The organism is Nitrospira tepida (assembly GCF_947241125.1).
GTDB lineage: Bacteria > Nitrospirota > Nitrospiria > Nitrospirales > Nitrospiraceae > Nitrospira_G > Nitrospira_G tepida.
Genome location: NZ_OX365700.1, coordinates 4,707,475 through 4,731,961, shown reverse-complemented (window position 1 = coordinate 4,731,961; position 24,487 = coordinate 4,707,475). Strand labels below are relative to the sequence as shown.

The window sequence follows — 24,487 nt, the reverse complement described above, 5'->3', positions numbered from 1 at the left end:
ATCAACCTGGCTTTCCGTGCTATTCACAGAATTATTCACACCTGTGGATATCTGCCCCAGCTCATCAATCCTGTGTATAGCCTGTAGATAACCTTTCCAGATCTGTTCATGGCCATCGCCGGACAAACTTTCCTCTCATCTCCCACGCTGCGCGTCCCCAAGTTGTCCCGTTGCCTTCCACGACTCGCCCTGATCCGATACAGATTCTCACCCACAGGTCAAATGATTCATAAGAGAGTGTTTTCGTTTTGCCATTTCGCTTTTCACATGATTCACACGACCTACGACTGCTCCTACTTCGACGACGATCTTCTTCTTTCTCTCTAAAAAAACCGTCAGAGCGTGATCACCGTGTCAGCGGAAAAAATCTTCTCCACGAGATCCTCGTACCCAATCGTCTTGCCCGCGAATGTCACATCCCGGCTCCGAAGATCATCTTCAAGCGCCGAGACCGGTATGGAGTTCGGGGACGAGTCGAGGCGGGCGCGAACGCCTTCCTCCAGGAGCACCATCTCCGGTTGGAGATTCGGTTCCGGCTGTGATGGCAACAGAGGATCCCGGCAGAGGTCGATGTTTTTGGTTACAAGATAGAGCACCTTCGGCATGGCGTTAAAAGACCAAGACACGTCGGGAGGCCGTGAGATGTCGCCTCAGCGACTCCATGGCCGCTTCCCGAATGCGAAAGCCAGGCTCGATCGAAAAGTCCTTGATCGCTCCGGGAGGCACAAGGAACTCCGTTTCCAAATGCTGAAACGAAGGAAGGTACTTTTCGAGAATCTCGAGATCCACGACGTCGTCGCGGTCTTCCGAAAGAAGACGTGGCGCATTATCCAAGAGTACAACGCTGATCGGTCGGCTGCCGGCTCCCAGACCGAGGGCGATGCGAAGCGCTTCGACGGCGCGTCCGGATCTCAACGGGTCTTCTCGGATCACCACGGTGGTCGTGTCGGACATGGGAGGTTGTGCCGGGGAGCACGTGGCTCAGTTGAAGGACACGAACTGATCACAACCTTCGACCATGTTCGAGAGAATCACCAATCCACAGAGGGTGATGCGAGGATCAAGCGACTCCGTGGGAACCCCGTGCTGTTGGCATCCGTATGCGCAGACAAAATACTTCATCCCCTGACCGGCCAACGCCAACATGCGGGCGTCCCGGAGGTTCTTTACGCCCTCGTCGATCAGGTAGAGGTAGACATCGGCTCCTTTGCGAGTCGCGGCTTCCGAGAGGGAAAGAACCGTCTCCACATGCGGGTGTCCGGGGGGTGTGGATAACAAGATACCGAGCTTTCGCTTTTCCACAGGGAAGGATACTGATTCCTATAAAATTATCAATCAGTTAGATTGATATTACCCTGGCAAGACTATGCTCTTTAACGCGCAAAGTCAATAAGGACTTTTTTCTGAAATCAGACCTTCAAAAGACGGGCTGCCACGTCGTTAACGAGCGAGGAGAAGGGTATCTCTTCCTGTACCTTCGAGACCATGTTTCGGAGGATGGCCATCCCCTTGGTAGCTTCATCGTCGCCGATAATCAAGGTGTGAGAACAGTGGAGTCGATCGGCCTGACGAAGGTGAGCCTTGAGGGTGGTTGACCGATAATCACAGGTGGCTTCGACTCCGGCTTGGCGGAGCGAGTCGAGCAGGGGATAGGCCGCTCGAGTGCCGTCGCGACCGAACCCGGCGACATATAAGGACGGCGAAGGCTGAGGAACGAGGTCTCCCGGCAGCAAGAGGGCAATGCGCTCGAGCCCCACGGCAAACCCGATTGCAGGAGTGGGCCCTCCTCCGAGCACCTCGACCAGCCCATCGTAGCGCCCGCCCGCCCCCACCGCGTTTTGGGCTCCCAGGTGTGTGCAGGTGACCTCGAAGGTGGTCGACGTGTAGTAATCCAGTCCCCGCACGAGTCGAGGGTTGAGGCTGAAGGGAATGTTGACCGCGGAAAGCCCGGCCTTCACCTCCTCGAAATGCTCGCGAGCCCTGGGTGAAATATGGTCAATGATCGAAGGGGCATCAGCGGTCGCTTCGCGGCAGCCTGGAACCTTGCAATCCAGGACCCGGAGCGGATTGGTCTCTAGACGGCGCTGGCAATTGGCACAGATGGCGGATTTCTTGGTTTCCAGAAAATCTCGGAGGACCTTCTTGTAGCGAGGCCGGTCCTCGGTTTCCCCAAGCGTGTTGAGTTCCAATGTCAGGCCTGGGAGACTCAGAGCGTGGAAAAACCGCCAGAGGAGCGAGAGCACTTCCGCGTCCGCTTCCGGTGCCGCCACCCCTAACAGCTCGACCCCGAATTGGTGAAACTGTCGGAGACGGCCCGCTTGAGGGCGTTCGTGCCGAAACATCGGCCCGAGGTAGAACAGCTTTTGCGGAAGGGGCGAGGCACCCAGATTGTGTTCGATATAGGATCGTACGGCGCCGGCCGTTCCCTCCGGACGCAAGGTCAGGGAGGTCCCGTCACGGTCGGCGAACGTGTACATTTCCTTCTCAACGATGTCGGTCGTCGCGCCGATTGATCGGGCAAACAGGTCGGTCACCTCGAAGATCGGGAGCCGGATCTCGCGGAATCCGTAGAGCCGGGCATACCGGCGCGCGCTGTTCTCGATGAGGAGCCAGCGGTCGATCTGGTCCGGGAGGATGTCTTTGACGCCTTTGATGCCCTTGATCATAGTCGGCTTGCGCGTGGGGCTCGAGGAATGGGTCGCCACGTTCCGGCCCGCGGCATCATAGCGCGCCGAGGGAGGGACAAGTCAACGCAACGGACAGGACCTTGAGTTGTGAAAGCAGGGCTGGTCGTATTGACAAGCGTGACGGCGGTTCTGCATGCTGCGCGATGCATGACATGACCTCGTTGCTCTCCATAAGTCCTGACCTAATGGCCACGGGACCGATTGCTTGCCCGCTGCGGTTTAGTACGAGCCTGGCTTCATGCCCCGTCGGGCCTCCTCGCGCAAGGTCCTCCTCATGATGACCGACGGCCCCAGCCGGCGCGTGGTCGCCGTGGCCCCGATGCCGCCCGAGAAGGCGGCCTATGCGCTTGCGCGGTACAGCCGGTCTCCCGACTCCATCGAAGACAGCATCCGCTGGGTGCACGGGCATTCGTCGGAGAAATTCTGGGACCAGTATTACTTTGCCTACGGGCACGCCTCCATCGCCGACCTCGGCCACGCGATCGTGTGTTTTGAACACATCTCCGAATTGGCCGCTATTCGGATCGAGGACGAGCCGCTCTGGGACGGCCAGGCGAAATCGAGCCGCTACCAGAACTTCGGTCCCGGCGGTTGCTATACCCCCAACAACATTCGGGGATCGGAAGTCGAAGGACTGTACCAGGGCATCATCGGCAGTTTGGCCAATGCCTATCGGCTGCTCCATGATCCGGTGAAGCGGTTTCTTTCCGAGCGAACCACGCGCCCGTCCGAGATGAAAGAAGCGGACTATGAGCGGACGATGGCGGCGCGTTCGTTCGACGTGACCCGGTACCTGTTGCCGCTCGCAGCCCGGACCAATGTCGGTCAGGTCGTGAGCGTGAGGACGTTGGAAAAGCAGATCACCCGGTTCCTGTCGGCCGCCTTGCCGGAGCTTCAGATGATTGGAGACGACCTCAGAGATGCCTGTCTCCGCCCCCCGGTCAACGTCTGGGGGGAACTGTGCGGACAGACGGCCGGGCTCGCCGAACCCCTGGCCCCAACCTTGGCGCGACATGCCAAGGCCAGTGCCTATCAGAGCCAGGTCTACCAAGAGACCGGCCGGTACGCACGGGAGATCCTCAAACGGGCCGGGCTGGATGACCCTTCTTCATGGGGCGATCCGGACGAGGCCTCGTCCGTGGACCTGATCGAGCCGCATGACCCGCTGGATGAACTGGCCGCCACCTGGCTGTACCGCGGGGGGCAGGCTCCCTATCGAAAGATCCTGGAACTCGTTCGAGGCTGGACCGAGAAACAGAAACAGGAAGTCATCGACCTGGCGCTGGTCAAGCGGGATCCGCACGATGAGTTGCCCAAGGAATTCCGGAGCGGCTACGCCTTCATCTTCGACATCCTCATGGACATCGGCGCCTGGCGTGATCTGCATCGCCACCGCCGCTGCCAGCAGATTCAACAGAACTTTACGACGGTCCATGGCTATGACATACCGCCGCTGCTGACGGAAGCCGGATTGGATCGCGAGTACCGGGATGCCATGGACGCCGTCAAACGGGACATCGAGACCATCCGCAAGAGCAGCCAGGAAGCGGCCCTCTACGCCATTCCGTTCGGCTTCAAGGTCCGTTGCCTGTTCAAGATGGATTACGCGGAAGCGGAATACATCTCTCGCCTGCGGTCCGGCGTCAAGGGCCATTGGTCGTACCGGACCGTCGCCTGGCAGATCAAAGAGGCCATGGCCGCCCGCTATCCCTTCCTCGCCGGCCACATTCACGCGACGCCTCCGGATGTCGAGGACCGTCTCACCCGCTGAGCCCCCGTGACTACCCAGGATTTCGCGGCAGAGATCGAGGAGGCCTTCGTCGCCGACGACTGGACGACGGTCGAGCGTGCGGCGTCGGCATGGCAACAGGGCTCCGGCGAGTCGGTCCGCGATCCGAGGCCGGCTTTCGCGCTCAACATCGTCCACCTCCTGCGAGGCGAGATCGCGCAGGCCTGGACTTTTCATGCCGCGTCGCTGGCCGAGCCGGAGGATATTGAACGGGTGCGGGCCTGGCTGAACGAGATTCGTGCCCGCCGGGGCGACAACGGCTCGCTCCATCTGGTGATGGGTCTGTTCCTGTCCCAGTCGGGACAATCGGAGGAGTCAATCGCCAGCTTCAAACAGGCCATGACGTTGCTTCCGGCCTCGCCCCTTCCGCACTTTTTTTATGGCCAGATCATGGAACGGGCCGGCCGCTCCGACATGGCGATCAAGGCCTATCGCGAGGCGGTGCGGCTCGGGCCGGAGTTTACGGCCGCACGAACCAGCCTGGGCGCGCTCTATCAACTGCAAGGCCAACTGGAACAGGCGCTGCCGCATTTCCGCGAGGTGGTGAAACAGCGCCCGAAGGACGCAGTGGCCAGGGCCGCGCTGGCCTGCGCGCTCGCGGCGCAGGGCAAATTCGAGCCGGCGCTCACCGAATACAAGGAAGCCGTGCGGTTGGACCCGACCAACGCCGAATTGCACTGCGGGCTAGGCAAGTTCTACGAAGATCGGGGCCGAACCGAGCTTGCCATGCAGGAGTACCGGGCCGCGGTCCAACAGGACCCGGATTTCGCGCCAGGCCACGTCGCGATCGGGTGGTTGTTGCTCAACAAGCGGAAGTTGAACGACGCCATGGAAGCCTTCAATCGGGCTCTACGGGCCGATCCGAATCAAGGACGGGCCTATCTCGGGATCGGCAAGATCTACGCCGCCCACGGGAAGACGGAAGTCGCCGTGGAAAACTACACCAAGGCGCTCAGACTAGAGAAGGACCCGGACGCCAAGAACCGGATCATGAACGAGCTGTATATGGAAGGGACGACCTGGGACACGTAAGAGAGCGCCGGGACGGGGCTCCCGCTTTTGTCCCTCAGGAAGAGCGCCGCGTCAGGACTGATCGGAAAATCACGGCGACAGACGGGCGTCGGCTTCAGCCGCCCTGGAATGCACTGATGGTCCGCAGCCTTTGGTGTTGTACTCTTGGCCGCCTCTGCCTCTGAAGCTGCGGCTGTTGGCCGCGATGCCAGCAAAGCCGGCATCTCATGTGTCTATCAAACCGGGTACCCGCTCCAGGGCCTGCCTCAGCCGACCACCCATCCCGCCATGAAATGGAGTGTCAAACACGGAGGTAAGAGAGCCAGATGAAATCAATAGGACCTCGTCAGACCTCTGGCCAAAAACAAGAGTCTCGCGCTTGCTTTGCTCGGATTTTGTTGCAAATCGTCACCATGGTTCTGGTTGAATAGACGGCAGTTATGGGCTTGGAGTGAGGTCGGTTACGCGGCTGTGCCGATCAGGCTTTCCAGGGGAATATGCAACGTACGATGAATTCGGCGGATCATTTCGAGGGATAACCCACGCTTCCCGTTCAAAATTTCCGAAACCCTGCCGCGCCCGCCGAGCAGCGCTTCGAGATCCTTTCGAGTCATGCCGAGCTGTTCCATCCGAAATCTGATCGCTTCGACCGGATGGGGAGGGCTCACGGCATGGTGTTTGGACTCATAGGCCTCGACCAGCGTCGTGAGGATATCCAGCTCATCTCCAGCCTTGGTACCCGGCTTTGCGTCCATCAATTGTTCGATGCGGAGCAAAGCGCGTTCATAATCCTGTTTGGTCTTGATGGGGAAAATGTTCATGGCGCTTTCCAGGAACGTACTCGGCTCTTAGCAAATTTTAGAACCCGATCAAGTTCTTCTTCAATATGGCCGCAGGGAGTCTGGACGATGGGAAGGAAACCGCGTCATTGGTCAGAACTCAATTGCCGCGCGGCGTCGCCGCCTGACGAATAACGACTGGCGATTGACGGTCTGAGCACCGGTGTCTGATCGCCATTACATCGAGTTGGGTCATGCCCTCGCAGCATGGTAGGATGTGATACGCAAAGGGGGACGACCATGGCAACCGCAGCCAAACGACAATTGGCGCTTCCTGAAGCGCTCTCGCGGGACCTGAATCGACTGGCTCGACGTAGAGGGAAGAGCCCACTCGCCCTGTTGCAGGATCTGATCGCAGAGACGAAGCAGAACCGGTTCTCACAAGATTATCAGGCCATTCAAGGCTACTGGACGAAGAAGGCAAAGGCCAAAGGCATTGTGACGGCCCGTGATCTTCGACGATACCTTGCGAAGCCGTGAGGGTCGTCTTTGACACCAACATTTATGTCTCCGCCTTGACGTTCCCCGGATCGTCTGCTGATCGGGCGATCCGGCGCATTCTCGACGGTCGCGATACGCTACTGATCTCCAAACCTCTTCTCGATGAACTGCTGACCGTTCTCGCTAGAAAGTTCAGCCGTGACGCTGATGCCCTGAGCCGCACCGCGCTCTTCCTCACCGAACTGGCCGAGGTTGTTCATCCCAAGGACCCCGTCAATGTATTCAAAGATGAGCCGGACAATCGGGTGCTGGAGTGCGCGATTGCAGGTCAGGCAAGGGCTATCGTGACCGGTGATAAGGCCATGCTGGCCGTAGAGATCTCACACGGCGTTCGGATCATGTCGTTGAGCGCGTACCTGCATCGCTAGAAGACAGACAATTCCACAAAACTTTGCTGGGGGATCGTCTGAGGCCCGCGTCAGTCGCGGCGAAGCATCACCGATTGACCAATGACGACTGACGGTTAACTCACAGGTTGCTCAAAAAGGTGAGCCAACGAGGTCGCACGGAGTCTGAACGCCGGGAAGGGAATTGGTCGACCGTGCGCGAGGCTTCGCCGGTTGTCGAATAACGAATGACGTTTAACGTCTTTTAGAGTTCGCGAAGCGCGCCTTGCAGGACGGTGATCTGCGTGATCGGATCGCCCGCGGTCTTGAGTTCGCTTTGGATCTGGTCGCGGAGGTAGGAGGAATACCCGACCTTGTCGAGGAGGACGTGCAAAAACCGCTCGGGCGGCAGCAGGCTCTGGGCCTTCAATTCGTCGATCGTCTCGTCGCTGACCGGCACGTAGGTGCTCCCGACATGGAACACCACGTTGTAGTGCTGGTCTTTCCTGATGCGCTCGAACCGCAGCCCATTCACCGATCTCCCTCCGATTTACGGGAAAGGCGATTGTAGTCAAACACGCCCCGGAAGACAAGGTGGGAATGACGGAGAACGGGGTCCCTTCTGTATCAGGACTCGCTTGATTTCTTTCCGAAATATTCCCGCCGGCTCACGGCGACGTCCGTGACAAACATGACGCCCGAATGTCGCTCGAACAGGGGCCGGAGCCCGGCCAGGATGGGCTCGACCTTTTCTTCCGGCACGACGGTCATGATCATGACCAGGCTTTCCAGCTCGCTGAACATGAAGTGGGCTTCCCGCACCCCATGGTGTCCCTTGCCGGACACATTGCCGATGATGGTGTACCCAGTGGCCTGGACCTTGTCGAGCAACTCGGTCACAAACGGCCGGTTGTCACCCGAGACGATCACGCGAATCTCCTTCATCGGGTGCAGTGTCAATGTGCTCATGTTTCAACTCCTTTCGGCTCGGCCGGCCGCTCCGTCTGAGTGCGCCCGCTCAGACCTGCCGCCAGTCCTTCGTCGGCAGATAACGATAGAGCTTCCCATCGGCCGGCTCGAGCGCCACCAAATGGACCCACTCGTTCAGATAAAAATGCTGCAACAGTTCGTGCCGCGCGATCAACTTGTCCAGCTTGGCCCTCGGCGCCTCGACGACCGTGAGGAGGCGCATCGGCTCGTGATAGGGGACCGTGCCATTCATCACGGTCTGCCAGGCCAGTCCCAACCGAAGGTCGGACCAGGGGCCGGACATGATTCCAAGCCGGCCGACCACATTATGATAGATTTTGCTCCCCGCGCCATACACCTCGTTGTCCACGGTCGAGAAATAATGTTCCATGTTGATCCACTGGGCCACCAACTGCGGCCCCGTCAACAGCACTTCCAGCAGGCGGTCCGTCGGATCTTCCCGATAGTCGTAGGAATGGAGGAACACGCGGCCGCCAAGATTGAGCCCTTTGGTCAGTGCGCGCCGGCCGATGATGAAGGCCGTGTTCCCCGAGAGGCCCCATTCCGGGCGAACCTGGCTCCAATCGGCGCTACGCTCGCGCACGTGAGCCGCCGCCTGCTCAGCCGGGAGCAAGCGGTTCCCATCCGGGAACCGGGCGCACCGTTCCTGGCTGGTCAAACGCGCCGCTTCGCGGAAATCGGCGACCAGCCGCGCGATGTCCTTGCGATGGGTCGGCGGCACGTCTTCGAGGTCGAACAGCGTGACCTCATCCGTGGTCGTATCCATCTGACCGGCCAGAAAATGGGTATCGGACGGAATGTCGATCCCGCGTTTGGCCAGGCGTTCACGGACCGGCGGTTTGTTCGCCATCGCGGCTAAGACGCGGGCATTGGGGTTCCCTTGGTTGCCGCCGCAGGCCCCACAGTCCAACGCGGACTCGAAGGGGTTGTTGTCGGACGTGCTGCCGTGCGCGCAGAAGACGACGAGGCGGGCGAAGTTTCCGGTCAGCCCCATCATCCGGAGCGCCGTTTCCACGGTGACCACCTGCTCCTCGAGCGTGAAGCCGGCGCGGGTGATGCGCTCCTTTTGCCGGGAGGCGGCCCGGGGGTTGATGCGATAGACCCGGCGAAGGTCCTCGATAAAGCCGGCCAACTGCTCCGTGGAGAGGTTCACGGCTCGCGCGGCCTCGCTCAGGAAGGGCTCGACTGGCGCGTCCTGGTCCAGGGCTCGCCTGCGCAAGGCTTCGACGAACTCCTGCTCCACCCGCGACCCGTGAAGGCCGAACCGGTCGCGCAACGCCTTCCAGATGAGCGCCCGCTGCTCGGCGGCGATCATCTCCTCGGTTTCGGACGGAGGCAATTTGTCCACGGTCACGCTGGTCGCGATCGGCGGGACGAAGAGGCGCCGCAGCCATCCGGTCACGCGACGGGACCAGGCGGGGAGCACCGTCTTCATGATGAGCGGAACACTGTAGAACCAGCCGAGCGACTCGACCATGACGTAGGGGGTCACGACGTTTTCCTTGAGGTCGTGCAGGAGCGTATGGCCTGCATGGACCAGCTTGACCCGTGACTCGTGCTTGGCGACGAAATGGTCGAGATAGCTGCGGGGGATCTCCCGCACCTCGTTCTTCGCGCGCATGATGACGGGAAACTGTTCGGTCTCATGCTCCTTGTCCCAGGCGCGATATTTGATGAACACCGCGAAGAACCCGGCGAAGCCGTAGGTCTCATTTGCGCCGGTCGACTCCAAATGACGGCGGAACGGCTCCGACCGCACATCGAGGCAATAGACGGATTGGGAGTGGGGCCGCACGGGCGGGCCGGCCTCTCGGGCGGTCCGATCCGGTTTGGCCGCCGCGCGCACCACCATGCCGAGCAACTGGTCCTGGTAGGAGGCCTCGAACGCTCGAAGCCAGATTGATCCATGGAGGGATTCCGGAAAGGTCTCCATCCAGTCCACGAGCTGCCGAAGATCCGCCGGAGCCGTCTCCAGCAGAGCGCTCGGGACGATCTCCAGCGCCTGGGTGAGCGTGATCAACCGTCTGGCCATCGACCGCCGCGCCGCCCGGTGGTGCAGAGGCCCAACCTCGGTCTGGTAACGGTCGGCCAATTGGTACCACGCCTGCTCAGTTCCGCCGGCCTCGACCAGCCGATGGGCCTGTTCCGCATACAGCGGAGGGAGCCGGCCCGCAACCCGTTCTTTGCGAAGAAAATACTCATAGGGCCGTTGCCGCATGTAGTCGGACACCGACTGAAAATGACCGTCGATACCGAGGCGGTCCCGGCAGGTCTGTTGGACCAGCTCCCGCACGTACCAGAGGCGGACGGCGAGGAACTTGACCAACCCGGCCTCGTAGGCTTCCTGCCAGGCATAGCCGGTGGTTTCCGCGCGCCATTTGATGAAGCCGGCCCAACCCGGGAGGGCGGCGAGCTGGAGAGAGAGGTAGTCCAATCTCAGGGATTCGGGAATCCCCAGGGCTTCCAAACTGCCGAGCACCGCGTCTTCCGGATGATCGGGCAGCGCCGCGATCTTTCTCCGGCTGTCCGCGATGCCGCAGGGGGACCATTCCCTGGCCGCCAACGCCTTCCACGCGGCGTAAAAGCCCGCCTCCCGTCCCGGCATCGGCCAGGTGGCGTGGCCTTCGTCGAGGAAGGCCTCGCACCACTTGATCAGTTCTGCGTTGATCTGCGCCCCGATCTGCGTGCCGAGGGTCTGATCGCACCAGCCCGACAGGGTCAGATAGCGGCCCAGCACCGCCCGGTCCTTCTGGAGGGTGGCTGTCAGGCGATCCTGGAAGGTCGGGGCGGTCCAGAGGGAGAGATGTTCGGCGACGGTCTCGACTTGTTCTTCGCCAGGCCCCTGGTCGAGCAGGGCATCGAGCGGCTCGTCGATCGGCGCCGACAGTCCGTGGGTGAGACAGGCGCGCAACACTTCGTGGTGGGAGATGCGGCAAGGCCCGAGCGTGATGGATTGGCGAAGGGCCAGGGGCGTGAGCGCCTCATCAAGGTGGTGGAGCTGGATTCGGCCTGAACGGAGATAGTCGCGATATTGCTCCCCGGAGAGGTAGCCCGCGCCTCCCAGATACTGCCGGCCTCGTTGGACCGTTTCGTCGAACGGCAGATATTCGAGACTGTGCAGCGGGTTGTGGTGGACGAATGTCCGCATCGGCCAATATTGCCCGATGACCTCGCTTGCGAGCCGGATGGTCCCGCGCAATTCCATCCGGCGGACGTCGAGGTCCGGGGACTTTTTCAGCGGTTCCATGCCGATGACTCCAGCGAAGGCGGCACCGGTACGGCCGTCGTGCCGGCATCGAACCACTTGGACGGCATCACGCCGAGGACCGCCAAGAGGACGAGCAGCAAGGCCAGCGCGGCCGATTCCGTCTCGCGGACATCCTTATAGCGGAGATCGGTCCGGGGCTTGCCGAAGAGCAGGCGCTGCATGAGATCGAGGAAGTACCAGGAAGCGGCCAGCCAGGCGAGGGCCACCAGGGCGAACGAACCAGGGAGCTTCACATCGGGATGGAGCACCATGCCTATGAAGCCCGAGAAGACGCCGAAGGGCGGGAACCCCAAGGCGGCCAGGGCCAGCAGGGAAAACAGGCCGGCGAATCGCGGCATGGGTTGAACCAATCCACCGATCGCCCGGAGATCGAGATCGCCGTGTCGGACCCGAACCGCATACCAGCCGAGGTAGAGCCCGCCAGTGGTCAACCCGACGGCTGAGAGGAACAGGGCAGCTTGGGACGAGAGGATTCCGCTGATCGCCACATACCACCAGAAGACCGAGAAGAAGGCCAGGCTGGCATGGGCGAGGAGGGATAGCGGCCGAGGCTGCGCGAGCGCCCGGACCGACCCGTAGACCATGCTTACGAGCGCCCAACCCCCAATGGCGTCGCGGACCGGTTCCGGGATAGCGGGGAGCACCGTGAGCAAGTGGGTCACTCCGGCCCCCGGCAGCACGAGCATGAGAAGGGCCGGCAGGCTTCCGGGCAGTCTGGTCAGGCAGGCGACATGGCCGGCCTGGAGCGGAAACAACGGGATGAGGATCAGCGAGACGAGCAAGCCGGCCCAGGCCGAGAGCGGCGCCGGGGCGAAAGCACTCACCAGCGCGGCCCCGGCGCCGGCTCCATAGGTCGCCAGGCCCCAGGTGGGAGAGGGAGCAGAACCATGTCGAGATCGAGCCAGCAGACTCAGCAGAAAAATAAGAAGCAAGCTCAGCCACAACGATCTTGACGAATTGGAAGCGCTCACGGCGGCCAATCCGATCCCCAACAACAGGACCGTCGTCAGCCAGGCCTGGCGGTTGTCCCGATGCAGCGGCTGGCCCAGCAGCGAGGCGAACGCCGCCACCGGCAACAGGCAAAGGAGCGCCATGCCCGACGGCAGCCTACCGATCGCCAGAGCCGTCCCGATGACGCTCAGGAAACTCGCGGCGGTGGTCAGGAGGAGACCGGTTTTGAACTCCCTGGGCCTCGACCAAGCCAACAGGCTCAACAACGCCCCGGCAAAGGGAACGGCGAGCAACAACCAGGGTGTCATCCAAGTTTCCATCCGATCCTCACGAGATCCTAGCCCCGCCGCCCCGCCGCGAGCCGTTCAAAGCGGGACGCGACGTGCAGGAGGGCCTGCCCGAGTTTGGCGTAGATCACATCCACATACAGGCGATTCATGAACAGCACATACAGCGTGGCAAACAGGCTCTCGACCCACATCGGCATCCGGATGGTCCGGCCATGCGCGCGCGCGTAGAGGTAGACCCAGCCGAGAATGGTCAACGACGTCATGCCCACCACCATGAGGTCGAAGAGCCGGCCGGGAAGCGCCGCTGCCTTGAAGTAACCCGCGACCTCATCCGGATTCGGATACAGGAAATGGGTGAAGCGTTCCGCCGCAAACAAATAGGTGAAGAGAACCAGCACCAAGGTCATCAGCATGGCCAGCGACACCTTCCAAGACGCAACCTCATGAATGCGGGTCAGCGAGAGGATGGCCTGCGACGAGGTCACCCAGATGAAGAACAGGAAGATGACGGTGCCCTGGGATTCAAGGAGCGGAATGCGCAAGATGCCGTGCGTGCCCAGGAGGATCACCAGGGGAAGGAACAGCGTGGTGAAGAATCCTGTGGACCAGGTCAGGGGCGAGAACGGCCGGTCTTCTTCCTCCCGAGCGGGGTGGGGGAACGACGGCTCTTGCCGGGCCTTATGAATCACGTTGCCGCAGTTGAGAAACACCGTCGCCTTGAAAATCCCGTGGGCGATCAGATGGAACACGGCCAAGGAAAACGCGCCGAGGCCGCATTCCATGATCATGTAGCCCATCTGTCCGATCGTGGAGAATCCCAGCGTCTTCTTGATGTCGTTCTGCGTCAGCATCATGGTGGCGCCTAGGATGGCCGTGAGCGTGCCGATGACAAAGGCCACGTGCAGCGCCGTCGGGCTCAGCCCGTACAGCGGCGCGAGCCGGTTCATCAGGAAGCCGCCCGCATTGATGATCCCGGCATGGAGGAGCGCGTGGACCGGGGTCGGCGCGTAGAGCGAGCTGGGCAGCCAGACATGGATCGGGAACTGCGCCGACTTGCTCATCCCTCCGAAGAAGATGAGCAAAGCCACGGCGGTGGCGCCGTCGATGTCCAGTCCAGGCAGGAACGCAAGAGCGACGGGGGCGGCAGCCGCGCGGGCGAACAGCTCCTGGAACTCGATGGTGCCGTACAGGGAAGAGGCCAGCGCGATCCCCGCCAGGAACGCCACATCGCCGACGCGGAGGAACCAGAAGGTCTTGCAGGCGCCCTCCAGGGTGGCCGCATGCGCATGGTTGTGCGCCAAGAGGAAGAGCAGCCACGAGAGGATCTGCCAGAAGACGAACAGCATGAGGAGATTGGCGCTGGACACCATGCAGAGCAGCACGAAGGTCGTGAAGGCGATCAAGCCCATGTATCGGCGATAGTGGCGATCCTGATACATGTAGCGGCTGGAGTAGAGATAGATGATCGTCGAGACCAGGCTGATCAGCGCCATCATCACGGCACTGAGCCGGTCGATGTGGAAGCCCAGCGGCAGCGTGAACCCCGCGAGCGCCGTCGGGTCATACAATCTAATGGTGAGCGGTCCATCGGCGGAGACCAGTCCCAGGGTCGCGATCGATCCCAGGAAGGCCGCCACGATCGGCAGGGCCCCGAGCCTGACGTGCTGTTCCTCCTGCGCGCGGTCGCCGGCGGCGATCAGCAGGACCGTCAGCAGGGGCAGCAGCGGGACGGCAATCAACCAGACCATCGGCGGTTCCAGCCCCTGTTGCGGCAGAGGACGGTCATGGGGCGGCGGAGGTCCATAGGCTTGAGGGTACTCTCATCGCAGGGCGATTGCCCCATAAACACAACAAGCCAGCCTCCCTTCCGCGAAAGGAAAAGGAGCGGGCTGGCTTGTACTGCGACCGGCCTCTCCTAACTAACGGCAGGAGAACCGGCTGCCCTACAATCTCAGGCGATCGGCCCCGTCGCACGGCTCCCTCTGTCTCGCGCCCTGATCATAGGGCAAGAAACGGATGGCACCGCCGACTCGCGCGGTCACAAACAGGCACCGTTATATTCTTCCGCCTCTTTCAGGGTCAAGGGAGCCGGCTCAACAGTCAGGTCGAGCCGCCGATCGACAGCAGGCACCGTTGTGCTCTCCGGGACGCCTCTGCATAATGCGCCAATCCAGCCGGAAAGGATCGGTCATGCCGAGTCATCAGAAGGGAAGAGTGACCAAAGGCGAGGTAGAGGCGGCCGTCAGGAATGCCATCATTAAATTCGAGCAGGAATTCATGGGACGGGGACCGGACGATGTCCGGGCATTCATCGTCCGAGACATTCTCCTGGTCCGGTTGAAGGGGGTGCTGACGCCGGCGGAACGCCAGCTCGCGAAAACCGTCGAGGGGATCGACATGGTGAAACGGCTCAGACAGAATCTTATCGCCCAAGGACGGGATCGGCTGTGCGAGCAAGTGGGCGAGATCACCGGTGCGAAGGTGATCGCCCTCTTTACGGACATCGACACCTACGTTGGCGAACGGGTCCTGGTCTTCACGCTGGACCGCGATATCGAAACGGCCTTCCAATAGCCCGCCAAGCGCGAGACCTTCGTTTCCTGGACAAGATGGCGGTCTGACAGAGGCCAAGCACCCGCCCCGTACCTGGTTGGAGGGAGGGGCGGCATGGTACAAGGGGTTCATGGTCACCCTTACTGCCCCAGCATCAACCGGGTCACCTCCCAGCATCGCGGACCGGGTCGGAACGATCGAATGGGCACATCTGGCGCGTGAGCTCGACGCGCAAGGAAGCGCGGTCCTGGCCGGCCTCCTTTCACCGGATGAATGTGAGACATTGATCGCGCTCTACTTCCGTGAGGAACTGTTCCGCAGCCGGGTCGTGATGGAACGGCATGGCTTCGGGCGGGGCGAATACAAATATTTCGCGTATCCGCTGCCGGCCATCGTCGCGGACCTCCGGGCGCTGTTGTACCCGCAACTCGTTCCGATCGCGAACCGATGGAACCGAGACCTGGGCCTCGATATCCGCTATCCGGCAAGACACGTGGCCTTCCTTGATCGCTGCCATCGGGCCGGACAAACCAAACCGACGCCGCTCTTGCTTCGGTACGAAGCGGGCGATTACAACTGCCTGCATCAAGACCTTTACGGCGAGCAGGTGTTTCCGCTCCAGGCGACGATTCTCCTCTCCGAGCCGGGACGAGACTTTGAGGGCGGGGAGTTCGTGCTCACCGAGCAGCGCCCGCGCAGGCAGTCCCGGCCGGAGGTGGTGCCGCTTCGCCAAGGGGACGGCGTGCTGTTCGCCGTGCATACCCGTCCCGTGCAGGGGACCCGCGGGTTCTACCGGGTAACCCTGCGGCATGGCGTCAGCCGCGTGCGCTCGGGCCGGCGGTACACGCTCGGCATCATTTTCCACGACGCGCAGTAAAATCGGTACGTGGCAACAACCGTCCTTCGGGGCATATTGGCCAACCGGGAAAGCGGGAACGAAGGATCACTCAGATGACAACGCTCCGAGCGCTTGAAGACCTGCGATTCGACAACACCTACGCGCGGTTGCCGGAGGCCTTCTACGCCAAGCTCACCCCGACCCCGTTTTCGACGCCGCCCCAGCTCGTCAGCTTCAATCCTGCGGCAGCTGCGCTGATCGATCTCGATCCCGAGCAAGCGGCCAGGCCGGAATTCGCCGGCGTCTTCGGTGGGAGTCTGCTCGTGCCGGGTATGGAACCCTTGGCGACGTTGTACGCCGGCCATCAGTTCGGCGTGTACGTGCCGCAGCTCGGCGACGGGCGGGCGATTCTGCTGGGCGAAGCGGTGAGCGACTCCGGCATGCGGTGGGATTTGCAGCTCAAGGGGGCGGGGTTGACGCCGTTTTCCCGCGACGGCGACGGGCGAGCTGTGCTCCGCTCGACCATCCGAGAGTACCTCTGTTGCGAAGCGATGCAGGGGCTGGGCATTCCGACCACGCGGGCCCTCTCGATCGTCGGCAGCGACGACCGTGTCTATCGCGAGCAGATCGAAACCGGCGCGATGCTGCTGCGCATGGCCCCGTCACATGTCCGGTTCGGCACGTTCGAGGTGTTTTACTACCGCCAACAGTATGACCAGCTCAGGATTTTGGCCGACTACGTGATCGAGCAGTTCTATCCACATTTAATGACCCGCTCCGAGAAGTATGCCGAGTTCTTCGCGGAGGTGGTCTCCCGGACCGCGGAGTTGATCGCCCGATGGCAGGCGGTCGGTTGGGCGCACGGCGTCATGAACACCGACAACATGTCGATTCTCGGGATCACGCTCGATTACGGCCCCTACGGGTTCATGGACGACTATGAGCCGGGGTTCATCTGCAACCACTCGGACCACAACGGCCGTTATGCGTTCGACCAGCAGCCCTATATCGGCCTTTGGAATCTCAGTTGCCTGGCGCAGGCACTGCTGCCGCTTGCTCCGAAGGAGGCGCTGAAACAATCGCTCGACAGCTACTCCTCCATCTTCGACCGGCACTGGTTGACGCGCATGCGACGCAAACTGGGCTTTGAACAGGAGCGGGCCGACGACGCGGCGCTCGTTTCCGACCTGTTGAGCTTGATGGCGGCAAGCCGTACCGACTACACGAGGTTGTTCTATTCGCTGTGTGAATGTTCGCTAAGCGACACCGGACGCAATGACTCGATCCGCGACCAGTTCCTGGATCGAGAGGGATTCGACCGCTGGGCGGAGCGGTACCGGGCCCGGTTGCGCGATGAGGAGAGCCGGGATGAGGACCGGCGGCGACGCATGCGACGGGTGAATCCGAAATACGTGCTGCGGAATTATCTGGCGCAGGTGGCGATCGAGAAGGCGCAACAGAAGGAGTATGCCGAGATCGATCGCCTTCTGACGATTCTCCACCATCCCTTCGACGACCATCCAGGCATGGAGTCCTATACACTCCCTCCGCCCCACTGGGGCAAGCACCTCGTCGTGAGTTGCTCGTCCTAGCCATACCGCTGGCCGCGTCAATGCGAGGGCTTCCATGGACCTTGTCGCCAACTCGATGCTAGGCTGACGCATGCTGCGCAAAGAACGACTGGCAGGGGTGACCATCCGCCTAACCGGTGGCACCGACGGCAAGGGCGGAGGAGACGGGCCGCTCGTCATCCTGCTCCACGGCTTCGGCGCGCCCGGGGACGACCTGGTGTCCTTGGCCGGCGCGATAGATCCGCCGGCCGGTACCAGATTTCTTTTCCCTGAAGGACCGCTCTCGTTGAATTTCGGGTTTGGCGACGCCCGCGCCTGGTGGATCATCGATATGAACAAGATTGCCCAGGACCGGGCGGCCGGCCGCTTTCGTGATCCTCGGATGGAAGTTCCCAAGGGGCTCGCGCCGGCCCGCGAGCAGGTCTTGGCGCTGTTGGATGAGGCGGAGCGGAGGCTGGACGTCGATCCGGGCTGGACCGTGATCGGCGGGTTTTCCCAGGGGGCGATGCTGGCCTGCGATGTGGTGTTACGCACGCGCCGGCCCTTTGCCGGCCTGGTCATGCTGTCGGGGACGCTTTTATGCCGGCACGAGTGGGAGCCGCTCATGCCGGCCCGCCGAGGCCTGTCCGTGTTCCAGAGCCATGGGACGCACGACGATCTCCTCGCCCATCGGTTTGCCGAAGAGTTGCGCGACAGCCTCATTGATGCCGGCCTCTCCGTGGAGTGGACATCATTTCGCGGCGGGCATGAAATCCCGGAGCCGGTCGTGAGGCGGGCCGGGTCCTATCTGCGCAAGGTGCTCCCGAAGCTATGAGCGATCTCCAGACGGTTCATCTCGCCGGATCGGACGGCAAGCTAATACGGGGCGATCGGATTGAAGGGGCGGATCGCCAAATCCTGTTCATCACCGGCTTTCTCTCCAAACGTTGGGGCAGCAAGAGCCAGGCGTTGGCTAAGTGGTGTCGGGAGCAGGGGTGGGGCTTTTGTTGTTACGACGTGCGGGGGTTCGGGGACTCTGAGGGCACGTTCTCGGACTATTCGCTTTCCGATTGGATCGCCGATGCACGGACAGTTGTTTCCCTGCTCCAGGGCGGGCCGAGGCTCACGATCGTCGGTAATTCGATCGGCGGCTGGATCGCCTGGTTGATCGCGCAGGACCGTTCGATCGTGGAGAGACTTGTGCTGATCGCGCCGGCCTTCAACATGATGGGTGAACGGGCGAAGGAGATTTCCGTCGAGCGGTGTGACCGATGGAAGACGACCGGCTGGATGCCCTGGGACGACGATCCGCTCCACAAGGACTGGCCGCTCGCCTGGCAATGGGTCGAGGAGAGCGAACGGTATTGGGCTGAGTCGTTCCTGAAGCTCCGGCAGGTCAAGACGACGATTCTCCACGGACTACAGGACCGGGTGATCCGGCCGGCCGGCAGTTGGCGTTTCGTCGAAGAAGTCTTGCGGCGCGATCCGGAATTTCCGATTGAGCTGCTACTCAAGACCGGGGACCATCGGTTGAGCAGCCCGGAGCACTTGGCGACGTTGCGTCGCTTGGTCACCGGCGAATAGTAAGAGAATCATGTTGGTCCTGATCCATAAAGCCAGTGACGGCCCAGCGTTGGAAACCGATTCAACGGTCGGTGAAGTCTGCGCGATGCCTGTCACCGGCTCCCCGTTGCCTGCTTCAGTTGCCTCGAAGGGTTTACCGACGGATTGGAGGTGCGCCTGTCGGAAGAACTGGGGATCTGATTCCGGCTGTCGAGTTGAAGGGGCCGCTGAGTCCGCGCCGGAGCGCCAGGCCGGCGAGGCGACACCCAGTCAGACATCTGACATGTCTGCCCCACCAGCGCCACGACCCTTCGTACGCCACCCTTCCAGCCTCGCATTCCACAGATCGGTGGAATAGAGGGAATACCCCCTCGCTCGTGCCAAGAGACTGGATGTCATGAGCAAGCCACACGAAAGCCGGAAGAGCGATGACCCCTGCTGATCAAGGGTCGACAGGGCCGGCTCGCTCCGGGTGATCTCGGACCTCCTTTTGCTTCCTGGTTGCATGACACCCCTTCCAGGGTTTTCAAAAAGTCTTTATGCCAGTACGCAACTATGTAGAATGTGGCGGTCGGTTCACTTCGTAGGTCTGCGAATCCCGACTGTCGAAATGAGTGTGGTCGGACGCGTTTCCGTGCGTCGGGACGAACTGCTTCTTCGAGAAGACCGTTCCATTGATGAGCCTCTGCGATAGCCCCTCGCTTCGAATAACCCTAGCCCTCGCGCTCCTTGTCATGCCGGTCAGCGGGTGCTCGCCTTTGAAGAAAGTCACAGACAGGAGGGCGCTTCCAAATTCTGATGGATCTATAACCTACGATCAAGATAGACAAGCATTTTGGTATGACCACTCCATCAGGGCATACCGTTATGGACCGAAGAGCACAGAGAAGGCTGCCCTCCAACGGGAGGGGATTGTCAGGGATCGTGGCGGGAAGAAGGTACGGAGTGAGGAAGAACTGATCGCGCTGACCAACGAAGTGCAAAAGCCTCACCTAGGGGCGGGCCAAACAGTTGGCGCGGCGACGGCCATCGTTGCCGGTATAGGCGCACTCATTGCGGAAATCGTGATCCTGTGGCCCTGCTCGTTGGCGTTCGGAGTAGTGGAAGGAGTGCTGGCGATCCCTTTTCTGCCGCTCGCCGCTCACTTGGACAGCACCTATACTCAGGAAGCCGAGCATGCGTACGTGCAAGGGCGGCATCACTACGAGGCCGGCTCATTCGATTCGGCACTGGTAAGCTGGGAGTATGCGCTCTATGTGATGCCGTCTCTTCAAGCATATTCCGATGTGGAATTCTGGCGTGGACGGACCTTCGAGGCGCTGAATCGCCCTGACGACGCGGCGCTGGCGTACGCCACTTTTCTCAGCTATTCGGAATCATCCACGCCATCCTATTTTGTAACGGGTTATCCGAACGATCCGTCCTGGAAATGGAAAGCCGATCAGGCCGAAGCCAAAATCGCCGAGATCCATGAAGCGGGGAGAAGAGGAACTCCGCCGCGCTTCTCCGAGAGTGTCAATCCGTAGCGGGTGCCCGCCAAAATGACGACTCTCCCTGAGCCGAACTCATCTGAGTCTGATCGTAAGGTGAAAGTGCGGGCGGCACTTGCTCAGGTCGGGCTGGTTCTCGTGCTTGCCGGATGCGCGGATTTGCCGACATTTTCCGACCTGAATCGCTTACCGGGGTTTTCTCGGTCTCTTGTCAAAATGGAGACGCACTACGACCCAACCATTCTGGGCTATCGGACCAAAGGAGAAGACGTGTCCGGCAGTCCGGCCTTGCGGAGCGTCACAGGGAAGAAGATTCAAACCGAGCAAGAACTGGACCGGTTGATTGCAGCCTCCGAGCAAGCAGTCATCGGTTCAGGTACAAAGTACACAGCCTACGGCCTCGTCGGCCTCTATGCCCCCATTAATCTTGTCGATACCTTGGTCGCTGTCTTGCCGAACGTCCCTCTCTATTTTGCATCATCCACTCTCAATGAGGCGCACCAAACTGCCTTGGAAGCGGCCTATCTCTCCGGACGTGAGCATTTCGACCGGGGTGAGTTTCGCGAGGCGCTGGCCGATTGGGACAGTGCCAAGGCGGCCGCATCAAATCTCCACTTCTACTCGGATGTGGACTACTGGAGAGGCCGAGCATTGGAAGCAAGTGGAAAAAGCTCCGAGGCGTTCATAGCCTATCGCACATTCCTGAGTTACTCCGAAAGCACTCGACCACCGTACTTTAAACAGCAGGTCACGAGTGACATGACCTGGGCAGAGGTGGCATCCGACATCAAAAAGCGCCTGCACGGCGTCCCGGCAGCCCCCTAGCAGGGTGTAAATAGATGGTCAGGAACCGTCATCGTACGGTTGTGCATGATCGCCGGCTTTTGCTATCGTGAGCTTTCCGTCATCCCCATCGCGATCACAACCGAGGAACCATGGCCACAAACGATAAGCAGGTGATCTTCTCTTTGGTCGGGGTCGGCAAGGTCTACCCGCCGAAGAAGCAGGTGTTGCGAGATATTTATTTGGGCTTTTATCACGGCGCCAAGATCGGCGTGCTGGGCCTGAACGGCGCCGGGAAGAGCAGCCTGCTCCGCATCATTGCAGGCGTGGATCAGAACTACACCGGGGAAGTGGTCCGATCGAAAGGGTACAGCGCCGGGCTGCTCGAACAGGAACCGCAGCTCGACCCCAAGAAAACGGTCAAGGAGGTCGTCGAGGAGGGCAAGGCCGAATTGGTGGCGCTGCTCCATGAATACGAGACGATCAGCAACCGGATGGGCGACGCCTCGCCGGAGGAGATGGAGAAGCTGCTCGACAAGCAGGCGCAGTTGCAGGAAAAGATCGAGGCGGCCAACGGCTGGGAGCTGGAGAATCAGCTCGAGGTCGCGATGGACGCCCTCCGCTGCCCGCCCGCAGACCAGAAGGTCGGCGAGCTCTCCGGCGGCGAGAAGCGCCGGGTGGCGCTCTGCCGGCTGCTCATTCAGGAGCCGGACATTCTGTTGCTGGATGAGCCGACCAACCACTTGGACGCCGAGTCGGTGCAGTGGCTCGAACAGCACCTCCAGCAATACAAGGGCACGGTCATCGCGGTCACGCACGATCGCTACTTCCTGGATAACGTGGCGGGCTGGATTCTCGAGCTCGACCGGGGCCACGGCATTCCGTTCCAAGGCAATTATTCGTCCTGGCTGGAGCAGAAACAGGAACGGTTGGAGAAGGAAGAAAAGGCGGAATCCAAGCGCCGAAAGACCCTGGAGCACGAATTGGAATGGATCCGGATGTCGCCGAAGGCCAGGCAATCGAAAGGCAAGGCGCGGTTGAACCGCTATGAGGAGCTCGTCAATCAGAAGCAGGACGAGCGGGCGGAGGATCTCGAAATCTACATCCCGCCCGGGCCGCGGCTCGGCGATGTGGTCGTGGAAGCCGAAGGCGTCAGCAAGGCGTATGGGGACCGGTTGCTCTACGAAAACGTGAACTTCAGCCTTCCGAAGGGCGGGATCGTCGGCGTGATCGGTCCGAACGGCGCCGGCAAGACCACGATGTTCCGCATGATCATCGGCAAGGAGAAGCCGGACATAGGGACGATCAAGATCGGCGACACAGTCAAGCTCGGCTATGTGGATCAGGATCGCAGCCTCGACGGAAACAAGACCGTATACGAAGTCATTTCCGACGGGCAGGAGACGATCAAGCTGGGCAAGGTCGAAGTCAATGCGCGCGGCTATTGCGCCCGCTTCAATTTCGCCGGGACGGATCAGCAGAAGAAAGTCAAGGAGCTGTCCGGCGGCGAACGCAATCGGGTGCACTTGGCCCGCATGCTGAAAGAAGGCGCCAACCTCATCATTCTCGACGAGCCGACCAACGATCTCGACGTGAACACGCTGCGCGCGTTGGAAGAGGGATTGGAGAATTTCGCCGGCTGCGCGGTGATCAGCAGCCACGACCGCTGGTTTCTCGATCGTATCGCCACGCATATCCTCGCGTTTGAAGGGGAGAGCCGGGTCGTCTGGTTCGAAGGGAACTATAGCGACTACGAGGCCGACCGAAAGAGGCGCCTCGGCAAGGAAGCCGATCAGCCGCACCGAATTCGATACCGGAAGCTGACCCGGGGGTAAGTTGAGCCACCCTCCGCGTAGAAGCGCCGCCCCGCTCGTCCGCGAAGCGAAAGCCGCCTCTGAAACCTACCTACCGAAGAGGGCTTGAATGCCGCAAGGCGACCTTGTTAGCGTGCAGCCGCGCGCATGAGTAAAAGGATCAGGAGGTAGGGTGGTGTCGGTGTCGCTTCCACTGTGGCGCAATCGCTTGTCGATGGAGCCGCCGTTTCGCTTTCTCACCAGGGCTTTGCTGAAGATATTGCCAATCTCTGTCAGGGCCAGGGAACTGTGGGGCATTTCGTCTCGGCCCGGATACCTCTTAGGCCTGCTGAACGGGGCGGACCTCGCCCGTTACCAAGGGATTCCCGAGATCTGCGCGCTGGAATTCGGAGTGGCCGGGGGACAGGGCCTGATTGCACTTCAAGCCGAGGCCGAGGCGGTGGAGCAGGAAACCGGCGTCAGGATCAAAGTATATGGATTCGACCGCGGGACCGGCTTGCCGGACACAACCAACGATTACCGGGACCATCCGGACTATTGGAAACCGGGGGACTTCCCGATGGACGAACACCTGCTCCGGTCGAAGCTTCAACACCGCACCCAACTGATTCTGGGTGATGTGGAGGCTACCACACAACAGTTCGTCGAGCACATCCAGGACTGTCCGATCGGATTCATCTCCTTCGATCTCGACCTCTATTCTTCGACGACCCACGCGTTCACGGTGCTCAGTCACCCGAAAAAGCGGATGCTCAGGCAAGTGCCCCTCTATTTCGACGACGTCGTCGAAAGCTTCGTCAGCCATCGATTCGCCGGAGAGCTTCTGGCTATCGATGAGTTCAATGAACGGAATCAGACCGTCAAGATTGATCAGTGGCGAGGCGTGAAATGCGGGCGGCCGTTCCCCGGCGAAGCCTATCTCGATAAGATGTATATCGCCTATGATCTCGATGCGATCAGTTCGGCCAGGCTGGAGAGGGAGGCCAGGCGGTTGCCGCTCGAAGGCCTCCTGTGATCGAGACGCGCCAGCCGGCTGAGGCAGGAGACATTCCGCTGAGTCGGATGGCCAGCGCGGACCAGCCTGTTATGTTCCCCACTCGATGATCCTCCGCAGTGTGGATGTCTGATATCCACGTTCAAGGTCTGCCTGTTTAAGCGCTCCCTGCCATCTTCGCCGATGAGCCAGGGTTTCTCACAGGTTTGTGTTTCTATTGCATGTTGTACAGAGTCAAGGTAAGTATGCG

The 24,487-nt window shown here is 61.1% G+C and carries 23 protein-coding genes; 13 read left to right on the top strand and 10 right to left on the bottom strand.

Annotated features, from left to right (window positions below):
• Window positions 1-335: 335 nt before the first annotated feature.
• The 4 genes from QWI75_RS22530 to hisS form a co-directional block, all read right to left on the bottom strand.
• Window positions 336-605: a hypothetical protein gene (locus QWI75_RS22530; protein ID WP_289271622.1), complete on the bottom strand. Its 270-nt coding sequence runs from the start codon at window positions 603-605 to the stop codon at window positions 336-338.
• Between the two features lie 4 nt (window positions 606-609).
• A complete protein-coding gene (locus QWI75_RS22525) occupies window positions 610-954 on the bottom strand; it encodes a hypothetical protein (RefSeq protein WP_289271621.1) in 345 nt (114 codons plus the stop codon).
• 27 nt (window positions 955-981) lie between these two features.
• On the bottom strand, window positions 982-1,302 hold the full coding sequence (locus QWI75_RS22520; protein WP_289271620.1) for a DsrE family protein: 321 nt from the start codon (window positions 1,300-1,302) through the stop codon (window positions 982-984).
• 107 nt (window positions 1,303-1,409) lie between these two features.
• On the bottom strand, window positions 1,410-2,666 hold the full coding sequence (gene hisS / locus QWI75_RS22515) for a histidine--tRNA ligase (RefSeq protein WP_370693662.1): 1,257 nt from the start codon (window positions 2,664-2,666) through the stop codon (window positions 1,410-1,412).
• Between the two features lie 295 nt (window positions 2,667-2,961).
• Between hisS and QWI75_RS22510 the strand changes: the two genes are divergently transcribed.
• Entirely contained in the window at window positions 2,962-4,458 is a 1,497-nt protein-coding gene (locus tag QWI75_RS22510) for an FAD-dependent thymidylate synthase (RefSeq protein WP_289271618.1), read from the top strand.
• A 6-nt stretch (window positions 4,459-4,464) separates the two neighbouring features.
• Window positions 4,465-5,508 carry a tetratricopeptide repeat protein gene (locus QWI75_RS22505; RefSeq protein WP_289271617.1) on the top strand — a complete coding sequence of 348 codons (1,044 nt, stop codon included), beginning with the start codon at window positions 4,465-4,467 and terminating at the stop codon, window positions 5,506-5,508.
• A 440-nt stretch (window positions 5,509-5,948) separates the two neighbouring features.
• On the opposite strand, the gene QWI75_RS22500 is transcribed toward QWI75_RS22505, so the two are convergent.
• Window positions 5,949-6,320: a helix-turn-helix domain-containing protein gene (locus tag QWI75_RS22500; RefSeq protein ID WP_502890241.1), complete on the bottom strand. Its 372-nt coding sequence runs from the start codon at window positions 6,318-6,320 to the stop codon at window positions 5,949-5,951.
• 246 nt (window positions 6,321-6,566) lie between these two features.
• Here QWI75_RS22500 and QWI75_RS22495 point away from each other — a divergent pair, with 246 nt between their 5' ends.
• Complete coding sequence (locus QWI75_RS22495) at window positions 6,567-6,806, top strand: hypothetical protein (RefSeq protein WP_289271615.1); 240 nt, start codon at window positions 6,567-6,569, stop codon at window positions 6,804-6,806.
• Window positions 6,803-7,195, top strand: coding sequence for a putative toxin-antitoxin system toxin component, PIN family (locus QWI75_RS22490; protein WP_289271614.1), 393 nt, complete (start codon window positions 6,803-6,805; stop codon window positions 7,193-7,195). The genes QWI75_RS22495 and QWI75_RS22490 overlap by 4 nt, the downstream gene beginning before the upstream one ends.
• A 223-nt stretch (window positions 7,196-7,418) precedes the next feature.
• On the opposite strand, the gene QWI75_RS22485 is transcribed toward QWI75_RS22490, so the two are convergent.
• The 5 genes from QWI75_RS22485 to QWI75_RS22465 form a co-directional block, all read right to left on the bottom strand.
• Window positions 7,419-7,688, bottom strand: coding sequence for a hypothetical protein (locus QWI75_RS22485; RefSeq protein WP_289271613.1), 270 nt, complete (start codon window positions 7,686-7,688; stop codon window positions 7,419-7,421).
• 92 nt (window positions 7,689-7,780) lie between these two features.
• Window positions 7,781-8,122 (bottom strand): P-II family nitrogen regulator, encoded by a 342-nt coding sequence (locus QWI75_RS22480; protein WP_289271612.1) that lies wholly within the window; start codon window positions 8,120-8,122, stop codon window positions 7,781-7,783.
• A gap of 49 nt (window positions 8,123-8,171) precedes the next feature.
• The gene (locus tag QWI75_RS22475) at window positions 8,172-11,390 is read right to left on the bottom strand and encodes a DUF2309 domain-containing protein (RefSeq protein WP_289271611.1); all 3,219 of its coding nucleotides are present in this window, start codon (window positions 11,388-11,390) and stop codon (window positions 8,172-8,174) included.
• Complete coding sequence (locus QWI75_RS22470; protein WP_289271610.1) at window positions 11,378-12,670, bottom strand: proton-conducting transporter transmembrane domain-containing protein; 1,293 nt, start codon at window positions 12,668-12,670, stop codon at window positions 11,378-11,380. The genes QWI75_RS22475 and QWI75_RS22470 overlap by 13 nt, the downstream gene beginning before the upstream one ends.
• Window positions 12,671-12,699: 29 nt before the next feature.
• A complete protein-coding gene (locus QWI75_RS22465) occupies window positions 12,700-14,400 on the bottom strand; it encodes an NADH-quinone oxidoreductase subunit 5 family protein (RefSeq protein ID WP_289271609.1) in 1,701 nt (566 codons plus the stop codon).
• Between the two features lie 442 nt (window positions 14,401-14,842).
• Here QWI75_RS22465 and QWI75_RS22460 point away from each other — a divergent pair, with 442 nt between their 5' ends.
• From QWI75_RS22460 to QWI75_RS22420, 9 genes are all read left to right on the top strand, one after another.
• Window positions 14,843-15,226: a Na-translocating system protein MpsC family protein gene (locus QWI75_RS22460; protein WP_289271608.1), complete on the top strand. Its 384-nt coding sequence runs from the start codon at window positions 14,843-14,845 to the stop codon at window positions 15,224-15,226.
• A 109-nt stretch (window positions 15,227-15,335) separates the two neighbouring features.
• The gene (locus tag QWI75_RS22455) at window positions 15,336-16,082 is read left to right on the top strand and encodes a 2OG-Fe(II) oxygenase (protein WP_289271607.1); all 747 of its coding nucleotides are present in this window, start codon (window positions 15,336-15,338) and stop codon (window positions 16,080-16,082) included.
• A 74-nt stretch (window positions 16,083-16,156) separates the two neighbouring features.
• Window positions 16,157-17,635 (top strand): protein adenylyltransferase SelO, encoded by a 1,479-nt coding sequence (locus QWI75_RS22450; RefSeq protein WP_289271606.1) that lies wholly within the window; start codon window positions 16,157-16,159, stop codon window positions 17,633-17,635.
• Window positions 17,636-17,705: 70 nt separating this feature from the next.
• Window positions 17,706-18,428: an alpha/beta hydrolase gene (locus QWI75_RS22445; protein WP_289271605.1), complete on the top strand. Its 723-nt coding sequence runs from the start codon at window positions 17,706-17,708 to the stop codon at window positions 18,426-18,428.
• Window positions 18,425-19,177 (top strand): alpha/beta hydrolase, encoded by a 753-nt coding sequence (locus QWI75_RS22440; RefSeq protein WP_289271604.1) that lies wholly within the window; start codon window positions 18,425-18,427, stop codon window positions 19,175-19,177. Before QWI75_RS22445 ends, QWI75_RS22440 begins: the two co-directional genes overlap by 4 nt.
• 737 nt (window positions 19,178-19,914) lie before the next feature.
• Window positions 19,915-20,682, top strand: a complete 768-nt coding sequence (locus tag QWI75_RS22435) for a tetratricopeptide repeat protein (RefSeq protein WP_289271603.1) — start codon at window positions 19,915-19,917, stop codon at window positions 20,680-20,682.
• A 15-nt stretch (window positions 20,683-20,697) separates the two neighbouring features.
• Window positions 20,698-21,471, top strand: a complete 774-nt coding sequence (locus tag QWI75_RS22430; RefSeq protein WP_289271602.1) for a hypothetical protein — start codon at window positions 20,698-20,700, stop codon at window positions 21,469-21,471.
• A 110-nt stretch (window positions 21,472-21,581) separates the two neighbouring features.
• Window positions 21,582-23,264 carry an energy-dependent translational throttle protein EttA gene (gene ettA, locus QWI75_RS22425; protein ID WP_289271601.1) on the top strand — a complete coding sequence of 561 codons (1,683 nt, stop codon included), beginning with the start codon at window positions 21,582-21,584 and terminating at the stop codon, window positions 23,262-23,264.
• 160 nt (window positions 23,265-23,424) lie between these two features.
• Window positions 23,425-24,258 (top strand): hypothetical protein, encoded by an 834-nt coding sequence (locus QWI75_RS22420; protein ID WP_289271600.1) that lies wholly within the window; start codon window positions 23,425-23,427, stop codon window positions 24,256-24,258.
• The last annotated feature ends 229 nt before the right edge of the window (window positions 24,259-24,487 follow it).

What these genes read in the sequence shown, in the direction of transcription:
- QWI75_RS22530 (WP_289271622.1), bottom strand. Translation starts at nt 605, where the DNA reads ATGCCGAAGGTGCTCTATCTTGTAACCAAAAACATCGACCTCTGCCGG.
- QWI75_RS22465 (WP_289271609.1), bottom strand. Translation starts at nt 14,400, where the DNA reads ATGGTCTGGTTGATTGCCGTCCCGCTGCTGCCCCTGCTGACGGTCCTG.
- QWI75_RS22480 (WP_289271612.1), bottom strand. Translation starts at nt 8,122, where the DNA reads ATGAGCACATTGACACTGCACCCGATGAAGGAGATTCGCGTGATCGTC.
- ettA (WP_289271601.1), top strand. Translation starts at nt 21,582, where the DNA reads ATGGCCACAAACGATAAGCAGGTGATCTTCTCTTTGGTCGGGGTCGGC.
- QWI75_RS22460 (WP_289271608.1), top strand. Translation starts at nt 14,843, where the DNA reads ATGCCGAGTCATCAGAAGGGAAGAGTGACCAAAGGCGAGGTAGAGGCG.
- QWI75_RS22450 (WP_289271606.1), top strand. Translation starts at nt 16,157, where the DNA reads ATGACAACGCTCCGAGCGCTTGAAGACCTGCGATTCGACAACACCTAC.
- QWI75_RS22445 (WP_289271605.1), top strand. Translation starts at nt 17,706, where the DNA reads ATGCTGCGCAAAGAACGACTGGCAGGGGTGACCATCCGCCTAACCGGT.
- QWI75_RS22455 (WP_289271607.1), top strand. Translation starts at nt 15,336, where the DNA reads ATGGTCACCCTTACTGCCCCAGCATCAACCGGGTCACCTCCCAGCATC.
- QWI75_RS22510 (WP_289271618.1), top strand. Translation starts at nt 2,962, where the DNA reads ATGATGACCGACGGCCCCAGCCGGCGCGTGGTCGCCGTGGCCCCGATG.
- QWI75_RS22470 (WP_289271610.1), bottom strand. Translation starts at nt 12,670, where the DNA reads ATGACACCCTGGTTGTTGCTCGCCGTTCCCTTTGCCGGGGCGTTGTTG.
- QWI75_RS22430 (WP_289271602.1), top strand. Translation starts at nt 20,698, where the DNA reads ATGACGACTCTCCCTGAGCCGAACTCATCTGAGTCTGATCGTAAGGTG.
- QWI75_RS22475 (WP_289271611.1), bottom strand. Translation starts at nt 11,390, where the DNA reads ATGGAACCGCTGAAAAAGTCCCCGGACCTCGACGTCCGCCGGATGGAA.
- QWI75_RS22440 (WP_289271604.1), top strand. Translation starts at nt 18,425, where the DNA reads ATGAGCGATCTCCAGACGGTTCATCTCGCCGGATCGGACGGCAAGCTA.
- hisS (WP_370693662.1), bottom strand. Translation starts at nt 2,666, where the DNA reads ATGATCAAGGGCATCAAAGGCGTCAAAGACATCCTCCCGGACCAGATC.
- QWI75_RS22525 (WP_289271621.1), bottom strand. Translation starts at nt 954, where the DNA reads ATGTCCGACACGACCACCGTGGTGATCCGAGAAGACCCGTTGAGATCC.
- QWI75_RS22495 (WP_289271615.1), top strand. Translation starts at nt 6,567, where the DNA reads ATGGCAACCGCAGCCAAACGACAATTGGCGCTTCCTGAAGCGCTCTCG.